Annotated in this window: 9 protein-coding genes; 6 read left to right on the forward strand and 3 right to left on the reverse strand. The window is 73.5% G+C overall.

Features of this window, described 5'->3' with window-relative positions:
• Nucleotides 1–144: 144 nt before the first annotated feature.
• The 4 genes from ACFWFR_RS14250 to ACFWFR_RS14265 all read left to right on the forward strand — a co-directional run bounded on the left by ACFWFR_RS14250 (nt 145) and on the right by ACFWFR_RS14265 (nt 3,941).
• Nucleotides 145–1,485, forward strand: a complete 1,341-nt coding sequence (locus tag ACFWFR_RS14250; protein ID WP_377623387.1) for a sensor histidine kinase — start codon at nt 145–147, stop codon at nt 1,483–1,485.
• The gene (locus tag ACFWFR_RS14255) at nt 1,482–2,087 is read left to right on the forward strand and encodes a response regulator (protein ID WP_377623388.1); all 606 of its coding nucleotides are present in this window, start codon (nt 1,482–1,484) and stop codon (nt 2,085–2,087) included. The genes ACFWFR_RS14250 and ACFWFR_RS14255 overlap by 4 nt, the downstream gene beginning before the upstream one ends.
• 154 nt (nt 2,088–2,241) lie before the next feature.
• Nucleotides 2,242–2,907, forward strand: coding sequence for a 1-acyl-sn-glycerol-3-phosphate acyltransferase (locus ACFWFR_RS14260; protein WP_191803140.1), 666 nt, complete (start codon nt 2,242–2,244; stop codon nt 2,905–2,907).
• Nucleotides 2,904–3,941, forward strand: coding sequence for an NAD(P)H-dependent glycerol-3-phosphate dehydrogenase (locus tag ACFWFR_RS14265; protein ID WP_377623389.1), 1,038 nt, complete (start codon nt 2,904–2,906; stop codon nt 3,939–3,941). Before ACFWFR_RS14260 ends, ACFWFR_RS14265 begins: the two co-directional genes overlap by 4 nt.
• Before the next feature lie 84 nt (nt 3,942–4,025).
• Here the strand turns inward: ACFWFR_RS14265 and ACFWFR_RS14270 are convergent, their stop codons facing one another.
• Complete coding sequence (locus ACFWFR_RS14270; protein WP_377623390.1) at nt 4,026–4,742, reverse strand: hypothetical protein; 717 nt, start codon at nt 4,740–4,742, stop codon at nt 4,026–4,028.
• 231 nt (nt 4,743–4,973) lie between these two features.
• On the opposite strand from ACFWFR_RS14270, the gene ACFWFR_RS14275 reads away from it, so the two are divergent.
• Nucleotides 4,974–5,324: a DUF6191 domain-containing protein gene (locus ACFWFR_RS14275; RefSeq protein WP_377623391.1), complete on the forward strand. Its 351-nt coding sequence runs from the start codon at nt 4,974–4,976 to the stop codon at nt 5,322–5,324.
• Here ACFWFR_RS14275 and ACFWFR_RS14280 read toward each other — a convergent pair.
• Both ACFWFR_RS14280 and ACFWFR_RS14285 read right to left on the reverse strand, forming a co-directional pair.
• Nucleotides 5,321–6,499 carry a trans-sulfuration enzyme family protein gene (locus ACFWFR_RS14280; protein ID WP_377623392.1) on the reverse strand — a complete coding sequence of 393 codons (1,179 nt, stop codon included), beginning with the start codon at nt 6,497–6,499 and terminating at the stop codon, nt 5,321–5,323. The two genes, ACFWFR_RS14275 and ACFWFR_RS14280, sit on opposite strands and share 4 nt — an antisense overlap.
• 149 nt (nt 6,500–6,648) lie before the next feature.
• A complete protein-coding gene (locus tag ACFWFR_RS14285; RefSeq protein ID WP_377623393.1) occupies nt 6,649–7,821 on the reverse strand; it encodes an acyl-CoA dehydrogenase family protein in 1,173 nt (390 codons plus the stop codon).
• A gap of 84 nt (nt 7,822–7,905) precedes the next feature.
• Between ACFWFR_RS14285 and ACFWFR_RS14290 the strand changes: the two genes are divergently transcribed.
• Complete coding sequence (locus ACFWFR_RS14290) at nt 7,906–9,045, forward strand: D-alanine--D-alanine ligase family protein (RefSeq protein ID WP_377623394.1); 1,140 nt, start codon at nt 7,906–7,908, stop codon at nt 9,043–9,045.
• The last annotated feature ends 55 nt before the right edge of the window (nt 9,046–9,100 follow it).

Here is a 9,100-nt window from a genome sequence, read left to right on the forward strand (position 1 = left end):
CTCTCCCGCTGAGAGCGACCGCAACCTCGTGCTCGGCACCCGGAGCACCCGGAGCACCCGGAGCAACAGCGCACCCGGAGCACCCGGACCACACCGGAGCCACCCCTGCGCCCCGCCGACGATCCCGCGTGAAAGGCTGACCCCGTGAGCTGGAACCCCCTCGTCGGCGCGTGGTCGCGTCGCAGCAACCCCGAACGGTTCGACACCTACACGCGCTGGTCGCTGTACGTCGTCGCGACGTTCGAGCTCTTCGTGGTGCTGTGGATCGTGGGCGAGGTGCCCACCGGGCACCCGGTGCTGCTCGCCCCGCTGATCGGCCTGTGCCTCGCGCACACGGCGTCCTGCATCGTCGTCATCCGGTACGGGATCACCCGGTTCCTCGGCGGGCCACCCCCGCCCCGGTGGGCGCCGGGCACCATGTGGGGGCTCGCGCTCGCGACGTGCGTGGTCGGCCTCGCGGCCTACCCGACCGGCGAGGGATCGATGTTCCAGGGCAACACCCCGGTCCTGGTCGTGACCGCGGCGACCGCGTTCTCGGTCGCGGCCTGCGCGCCGCTCCTGACCTTCCGGTGGCTGGCGCTCGGGGCCGTGGGCGTCGCGGCGGTCTCGGGGCTCGTCTCGTGGTTCGTCGCCCCGGTCCGTGACGAGACGGCGGCGGGCATCGCGGTGGGCCAGGGCATCGGCGTCGTCCTCATGTGCGTGGGAATCTTCGCGTCCTACCGCGTGTCGGTGTGGATGCTCGGGATCGTGTGGGAGCAGGAGCGCAACCGCGTCCTGCACGCGCGCCTGGCGGTCGCGGAGGAACGGCTGCGCTTCTCGCGCGACCTGCACGACGTGTTCGGCCGCACGCTCTCGGTCGTGGCCGTCAAGAGCGAGCTCGCCGCGGAGCTCGCCTCGCGCGGACGCCCCGGCGCGGCCGAGCAGATGCTCGAGGTGCGCCAGATCGCTCAGGACTCGCTGCGCGAGGTCCGGGCCGTCGTCGCGGGCTACCGGGCCGCGGACCTGGCCGCGGAGCTCAGCGGCGCACGCTCAGTCCTGCGGTCGGCCGACATCGAGACCACGATCGAGTCGTCCGGCGACGGCGAGGAGGACTCGTTGCCCGAGACCACGCAGGAGGCGCTCGCCTGGGTCGTGCGCGAGGCCGTGACCAACGTGGTCCGCCACGCCCACGCGACGCGCTGCGAGATCACCCTGGGCGTCGAGCGGGGCGAGGCGGTCCTGACCGTGACCAACGACGGCGTCCCCGACCTGGACCGCACCACGACGAGCCCGGGCAGCCCCAGCGGGTCCGGGCTGATCGGGCTCGGCGAGCGGCTCGCCGGTGCCGGCGGCCGGCTCGAGACCCACCTCGAGCCCCCCACGTTCCGTCTCACGGCCAGCGTCCCGCTCCCGGCGGTCGGTAGCCTCGTCTCGCGCATGCCGCTCGTCCCCCGGGGCCGCGGCACCGGCGCCCCTCGCCCCGCCCAGGAAGGCCCCACCGCGTGATCCGCATCCTGCTCGCCGACGACGAGAACCTCATCCGCGACGCCCTGGCCACCCTGCTCTCGCTCGAGGACGACCTCGAGGTCGTCGTCCAGGCCGCGTCCGGGACCGAGGCGCTCGCGGCAGCGCGCAAGCACCTGCCGGACGTCGCGGTGCTCGACCTCCAGATGCCCGGCCTCGACGGGATCGAGGTCTCGCAGGCCCTGGCGTCCGAGGTGCCGGCGTGCGGCGTCGTCATGGTCACGAGCCACGGGCGCCCCGGGTACCTCAAGCGCGCGCTCGAGGCCGGGGTGCGCGCGTTCCTGCCCAAGACCGTCTCGTCGCGCGTCCTGGCGGACGTGGTGCGTCAGGTCCACGGCGGCGGACGCTACGTGGACCCCGAGCTGGCCGCCGAGGCCATCGCGGCCGGCGCGAGCCCCCTGACGCCCCGTGAGGCCGACGTGCTCGAGCTGGCCGCCGGGGGAGCGCCCGTCGAGGAGATCGCCACGCGCGCCTCGCTCGCGCCGGGCACGGTGCGCAACTACCTCTCGTCGGCCGCGGCCAAGCTGGGCGCGACGAACCGCCACGAGGCCGTCCACCTCGCGCGCCGGCACGGCTGGATCTGAGGGTGCGCCCCGCCCCGGGTGAGGGTCTCACCCCGGGCGAGCGGCGCCGTCGGGCCCGACGACGGCACGCGGCCCGGTAGGCTCGGTGACCGTGCCGAAAGCTCATCCAGACAGCCGCGCGTACCGACTCGTCGCGCTCATCGTGCGTCCCCTGATGTTCGCGATCACCCGCCGCGACTGGCAGGGTGCGGAGAACATCCCCGCCACGGGGGGCTTCATCGCCGCGGGCAACCACATGTCGAACATCGACCCGCTGACGTTCGCCCACTTCCTGTACGACCACGGTCGGGCGCCCAAGATCCTCGCCAAGGCGTCGCTCTGGAAGATCCCCGGCCTGCGTCTGCTCCTGGACCGGACCGGGATGATCCCCGTGCAGCGCAACACCGCGGGGGCTGCGTCCTCGGTGAGCGCGGCGGTCGACCAGCTCGCGCTGGGCGAGTGCGTCGCGGTGTTCCCCGAGGGCACCCTGACCCGTGACCCGGACCTGTGGCCCATGGTCGGCAAGACCGGCGCCGCGCGCCTCGCCCTCGCGAGCCGCATGCCCGTGGTGCCCATCGCGCAGTGGGGCATGCAGGACATCCTGCCTCGCTACAGCAAGCGGTTCCGGCCGATCCCGCCCAAGAACGTGGCCGTGCACGCGGGCCCGCCCGTGGACCTGTCGGACCTCTACGAGCGTCCCATCGACTCCGTGACCCTGCGCGAGGCCACCAACCGCATCATGGACGCCATCACCGGGCTGCTCGAGGAGATCCGCGGCGAGAAGGCCCCGGCCGAGCGGTTCGACGTCCGCAAGAACCCCGGCTCGGAGGAGCGCAAGTGAGCACCGCGACCAGCCCGTCACCCGTCACGGCAGCCGTGCTCGGCTCGGGAGCCTGGGGCACCACGTTCGCGGCCGTGCTCGCCGACGCGGGCTGCGAGGTCAGGCTGTGGGGCCGCAACGCCGACGTCGCCGCGGACATCAACGCCACGCGCCACAACTCGGCCTACCTGCCCGGCATCGAGCTGCCCGCCGGGCTCACCGCGACGACCGACGCGGCCGCGGCGCTCGCCGGCGCCCAGCTCGTCGTGGTGGCGATCCCCTCGCAGAGCGCCCGCGCGACGCTCGCCCCGCTGCGCGAGCACCTCGCCGAGGGGGCAGTCGCGGTCTCCCTCATGAAGGGCGTCGAGCTCAGCACCGACCGCCGCATGAGCGAGGTCGTCGCCGAGGTGTGGGGCCTCCCGCTGGACAAGGTCGCCGTGGTCTCGGGCCCCAACCTGGCCCGCGAGATCGCCGAGCACCAGCCCACCGCGACCGTGGTCTCCGCGACCGACCCGGAGACCGCGCGCTTCGTCGCGGGTGCCTGCTCGTCGTCCTACTTCCGGCCGTACACCAACTCGGACGTCGTGGGCGTCGAGCTGTGCGGCGCCGTGAAGAACGTCATCGCGCTCGCCGTGGGCATCGCCCAGGGCCGCGGGTTCGGGTACAACACGACCGCGACCGTCATCACGCGCGGACTCGTGGAGATCACGCGCCTCGGGCTCGCGCTCGGTGCGGACGCCGAGACCTTCTCGGGTCTCGCGGGCATGGGGGACCTGGTCGCGACCTGCACCTCCCCCCTGTCGCGCAACCACACGCTCGGCAAGCACATCGGGCAGGGCATGAGCCTCGACGAGGCCGTCGCGGCGACGGGCGGGACGGCCGAGGGCGTCAAGTCCTGCCGCTCCGTCCTCGAGCTCGCGCAGAAGGTGGGCGTCGACATGCCCATCACGGCCGGCGTCGTGGCCGTCCTGCACGAGGGCATGCCGGTCGACGACATGGCCCGCGGGCTGCTCGCGCGTCCCCAGAAGTCCGAGGGCGTGACGTCGGGGCGCTGACCCTGCGCCTCGCGCTGGGCGCCAGCGACGCGTCCGGCCCGGTCCCCGCGGGGAGCCTGGCCGGACGTGTGCGCTCAGGGCTGGTCAGTCGTCGTCGCGCACCTCGACGACGACGCGCGTCGGGTTCGTGAGGGCGTAGACGCGGAACGGGTTGTCGGAGTCGTCGGTCCCGATGAACGACTGCGTGTACCCCTCGAACACGCCGCGGAGCGCGACCTCCTCGACCTCGTCGGTCTCCGCGACACGCAGGGGGTTGGGGCCCGAGTACTCGGGGACGCCCGTGTCCGTGGGGTAGCCCGAGCCCGAGATCATGACCTGCAGCGTGCCGTCGCCGGCGATCTCGAAGACGTTCCCGCTGCCGTCGTCGATCGCCTCCGGGACGTACTCGACGCGCCAGCCGGGCGTCCCCGTGCCTCCCAGCTCGTAGACGACGCGGTCGAACCCGTCGTGGCGCCCGACCCGCAGGTCGGTCACGGTCAGAGCGGCGCCGGCCGAGGGCTCGGCGACGTCCGGGTCGGTGTTCGCGGGGAACGCGGGAGCAGCGGTCGACCCGTCCTCCTCGGTGGAGCCGGTCGATCCGGTCGCTCCTGCCGGGGAGTCGGTGGCGTCGCCCGACGGCGAGGGGCTGGGCGCCGGTGTCGCCGTGGGCGACGGGGACTCGTCGGGCGTCGCGTCGTAGCCGCCGTTCGCGCCTGAGCAGGCCGTCAGCGCGAGGAGCACGCCGACGCACACGGCGGAGACGGCCGGTCGTCGCTGCCGGCGCCGGGGCGTTCGGGTGGCCGTTCGGGCGGCGATTTCCATGTCTGCCTCCTGCTCGGCACGTGCGACCTGGAGCGGCTCTCGGTCGCCTCAAGCCTAGGTGGGGCAGGACACGGCTGCATGGAGGGAAGGTCTCGATCGGGGAACGCGCCTCGCGAGACGCGACCTGCTCGCCTCGCGCCGACGGCGACGCCCGGGTCGTCGCGGTGGGCGGTCCGGGCCAGCTGCTCCGCGAGGGATGACAGCGGCACCCGTCCGCCCTACGGTTGCCCCATGCCGTGGTTCAGCAGCGTCGGTGCGCCTCTCTTCCTCGTCGTCGTGCTCGTGGTCGTCGCGCTGATCGCGATCGAGCGCATGGTGAGCGGGCGCTCCAGGGACCGGCGTCTCGGGGACGGACGAGGGTCGGGCGAGAGCCCGGGGGCCGGCGCGTTCGGCGAGCTCGTCGACGTCTTCCAGCCGAGCAGGGTGCATCTCACCGAGGAGAAGGAGCGGCAGCGGCTCGACATCGCGCAGGCGCCGTCCACCGCACCCCCGATCGACGTCGACCTCGAGTCGGGCGTGGTCGTCTTCAGCGCGGACGCGTACGAGCCGCAGGACGCCGACGGAACGCCCGCTGCGCGCTAGCTGCCCGCAGCAGACCGCAGCGCACGGTCGAGGTCCGCCCACAGGTCCTCGACGTCCTCGATGCCGACGCTCATGCGCAGCAGGTCCTCGGGGACCGTGAGCGACTCGGTCGCGAACCGTCGCCGCCGCTCGAGGCTCGACTCGACCCCTCCCAGGCTCGTCGCGGGTACCCACAGCTCGACGGCCTCGACGACCGCGTCCGCGGCCTCGCGACCGCCGCGGGGGCGCAGCCCGATGATCGCCCCGAAGCCCGTCATGGTGCGGGCCGCACGCTCGTGGCCCGGGTCGGTCGGCAGGCTCGGGTGGCGGACCTCCTCGACGAGCGGGTGCTCGGCCAGGCGCCGGGCGATCTCCGCGGCGTTGGCCTGGGACCGCTCGACGCGCAGCGCGAGCGTGCGCAGCCCGCGCAGCGCGAGCCACACCTCCCACGGACCGGCGATCGCGCCGTGCAGGGTCCGGTACGCACGGACCTTCGCGGCCACGTCCGTGTCGCTCGTCACGACGGCCCCAAGCACGACGTCGGAGTGTCCCGCGAGGTACTTCGTGACCGAGTGCACGACGACGTCCGCGCCCTGGGCGAGGGGCTGCTGGCCCAGCGGGGTCGCGAACGTGTTGTCGACCGCGGTGAGGACTCCACGCTCGCGTGCCGCGGCAAGGAGCACGGGCAGGTCCGCGACCTCGAGCATGGGGTTGGTCGGCGACTCGACCAGGAGGAGGTCCGCCCCGTCGATCGCCCCGAGCACCTGGTCGGTGTCGGCGACGTCGACGCGGACGACCTCGACCCCGTGGCGGGCCGCGAGGTCGTCCGCGAAGCCGAGCGTCACCTGGTAGGCGTGCCGGGGCACGACGACCTTGCCGCCCGCCGGGACGAACGAGAAGACCGCCGCGATCGCCGCCATCCCGCTGCTGAAGACGATGCCCGGCTCCGAGGCGCCCTCGAGCGTGGCCAGGGCCTCCTCGAACGGGTGCCAGGTCTCGGTGTCCATGCGCGTGTACAGGAGCTCGCCGGGCTGCTGCACGCCGCGCGACACGTAGGTCGAGGACAGGACGACGGGCGGGTTCACGGGCCCGCCCTGCTCGCGCGGCGGGCGTCCGGCCGCGACCGCGATCGTGGCGGGGGACAGGGGGGAGCTGTGGACGGTGGGCGCGGTCTGCCCGGTCGGCTCGGTCGTCATGGAGGTGAGATTACGCCTCGACGCGGAGCAGGTGCCGCGGGCAACCGGCAGGTGGAGACGGGGCGGGTGCGTCGAGCGTGCAGCTCTGGTCGTCGTCGGCCGCGGCCGGACGACCCGAACGGCGCACTCGACGCCGCCCCGCCCAGCGCTCAGTCCTCGACCGGTCCGAGCAGCGCGCTCGCGAACGTCGAGTGCGCGGACTCGTCGTCGGAGGGGTGGAAGATCCCTGCGAGCACGTCCCGGTAGAGTCGCCCGAGCTCGGAGGACGCGAAGTACGAGGACCCGCCGGACACGCGGATCGCCTGGTCGACCACGACGCGCGCCGTCTCGGTGGCGCGCACCTTGAGCCCCGCGACGGCCGTGAACCACCCGGCGCCGCGGTCCACCAGCGCGTCGATCTCGCCCGCGACCTGGTCGATCTGCGGGTAGATCCCGTCCATCGCGATGCCCGCGTCCGCGACGCGCCAGCGGATGTCCGGGTCCTGCGACAGCGGCTTGCCGCCGTTCTTCATCGAGGTGCGCCGGTGCGCGTTCTCGACCGCGAGCTCGAGGGCTCGCTTGCCGATCCCCGTGTAGACCGACGCGAGGAGCACCTCGAACGTCGTGAAGATCGCGAGCACGAGCGGGTCCGTCGAGGGGCCGGGAGCCAGGCGCCGGACGACCCGGTCGGCCGGGGCGTGCGCACCGACCAGCAGGGTCGTGCGGCTCTGGCTCGCGCGCATGCCGACCGTGTCCCAGTCGTCCAGGACGTCGACGCCGCCGCCCTCGCGCGTCACGAACGCGTGCACGAGGCGAGGGTCGCCGTCGAGCTCCGGACCGCCTTCGGCCGCCGTCTCGATCCCGAGCACTCCCAGCCGGGTCCACGCGGGCGAGAGCGACGTGAAGATCTTGCGGCCGTGGAACGAGTAGCCGCCCTCGCCGTCGGGACGGGCCTGGGTCCGGGACCCGAACAGGACCAGGTCGTTGCCCGGCTCCGAGTACCCGAACGCGAAGACCTCGCCGCGCGCGGCCTCCTCGAGCACGAAGTCGAGCGAGTGGTCCCCGCGCTCGTACAGGTACCGCGCGACGCCGGTCCACACGTGGTGCATGTTGACGGCCAGGGCGGTCGCGGGGGCCGCGCCCGCGAGGCGGATCTGCTCGTGCGCCACGTCCCGCAGGCCGAGGCCCGGGCCGCCCATCGCGGCCGGGACGAAGGCCTGGAGGTAGCCGGCCGCGGTCAGCTCCTCGAAGTCCTCGGTGAAGAAGGCGTTCTCGCGGTCGTAGCCCGCGGCGCGCGAGCGGATGCGGTCGAGCAGGTCGTCGGTCAGCAGGGGGTGGCTCATGCCCCCGTTCTATCACCGCTCCTTCACGAGCGGGGAACGTTCCTGTTCTCTCGGGGAAGCATGGTTCCGGTAGGGTCGTCCGCGATGTCCAGCCAGCCAGAACCCAGTGCTCCCGCGCGCAAGACGCGCGTCCTCATCCTCTTCGGCGGACGCTCCGGCGAGCACGTCATCTCGTGCGCCACCGCGGGCGGCGTCATGCGTGCGATCGACCGAGACCGCTACGAGATCGTCCCCGTCGGGATCACCAAGGCGGGCCAGTGGGTCCTCGCCGCGGACGAGCCCGAGCGCTGGGAGATCACGGCGGGCAACCTGCCCGAGGTCACCGCGACGGGCGGCGAGGTCCTGCTGCCGCTCGCGGTCGGGCAGCGTGGGCTGCGCGTCCTGGAGCCGGGCGAGTTCCCGCGCGAGCTGGGCGAGGTCGACGTCGTCTTCCCGCTGCTGCACGGCCCGTTCGGCGAGGACGGCACGCTCCAGGGACTGCTCGAGCTGGCCGACGTGCCCTACGTGGGTGCGGGCGTGCTCGCGTCGGCCGTGGGCATGGACAAGCACTTCATGAAGCTCGTCCTCGCGGGCCAGGGACTGCCCATCGCGCCCTACACGGTCATCCGCCCGGGGGAGTGGGACCGCAACCCGGTCGCCTGGACGGAGACGGTCGCGGGCCTGGGGCTGCCGGTGTTCGTCAAGCCGGCCCGCGCGGGGTCGAGCCTGGGGATCACCAAGGTCGACGACCTCGCGGACCTCCCCGCGGCGATCGACGAGGCACGCAAGCACGACCCCAAGGTCGTGGTCGAGGCCGGCGTCGTCGGGCGCGAGATCGAGTGCGCGGTGCTCGGTGGGCGCGAGGGCGAGCGCCCGCGCGCGTCGCTGCCCGGTGAGATCGTCGTGACCGACACGAACCACGACTTCTACGACTTCGAGGCCAAGTACCTCGACGAGGCCGGCGTCGAGCTGAGCTGCCCGGCCGACCTGCCCCAGCACCTCGTGGACGAGGTGCGCGACGTCGCCGTCCGCACGTTCGAGGCGGTCGGTGCCGAGGGCCTGTCCCGGGTCGACGTGTTCGTCACGGACGAGGGCCAGGTCATCGTCAACGAGATCAACACCATGCCGGGCTTCACGCCGTTCTCGATGTACCCCCGCATGTGGGAGAAGTCGGGCATCTCGTACCCCGAGCTGATCGACGAGCTCATCCAGCTCGCGCTCGGGCGCCCCACGGGCCTGCGCTGACCGACCTGGGCGCCGCCCGACCGACGCGAGGAGCGCGCCACCCGCAGGGGTGGCG

This window comes from Oerskovia sp. NPDC060287 (assembly GCF_042726775.1).
Lineage (GTDB): Bacteria > Actinomycetota > Actinomycetes > Actinomycetales > Cellulomonadaceae > Oerskovia > Oerskovia merdavium.

Bases quoted from the DNA above. Each gene is read 5' to 3' on its own strand.
- ACFWFR_RS14260 (WP_191803140.1), top strand. From the start codon at position 2,242: ATGTTCGCGATCACCCGCCGCGACTGGCAGGGTGCGGAGAACATCCCC.
- ACFWFR_RS14270 (WP_377623390.1), bottom strand. From the start codon at position 4,742: ATGGAAATCGCCGCCCGAACGGCCACCCGAACGCCCCGGCGCCGGCAG.
- ACFWFR_RS14275 (WP_377623391.1), top strand. From the start codon at position 4,974: ATGCCGTGGTTCAGCAGCGTCGGTGCGCCTCTCTTCCTCGTCGTCGTG.
- ACFWFR_RS14280 (WP_377623392.1), bottom strand. From the start codon at position 6,499: ATGACGACCGAGCCGACCGGGCAGACCGCGCCCACCGTCCACAGCTCC.
- ACFWFR_RS14285 (WP_377623393.1), bottom strand. From the start codon at position 7,821: ATGAGCCACCCCCTGCTGACCGACGACCTGCTCGACCGCATCCGCTCG.
- ACFWFR_RS14290 (WP_377623394.1), top strand. From the start codon at position 7,906: ATGTCCAGCCAGCCAGAACCCAGTGCTCCCGCGCGCAAGACGCGCGTC.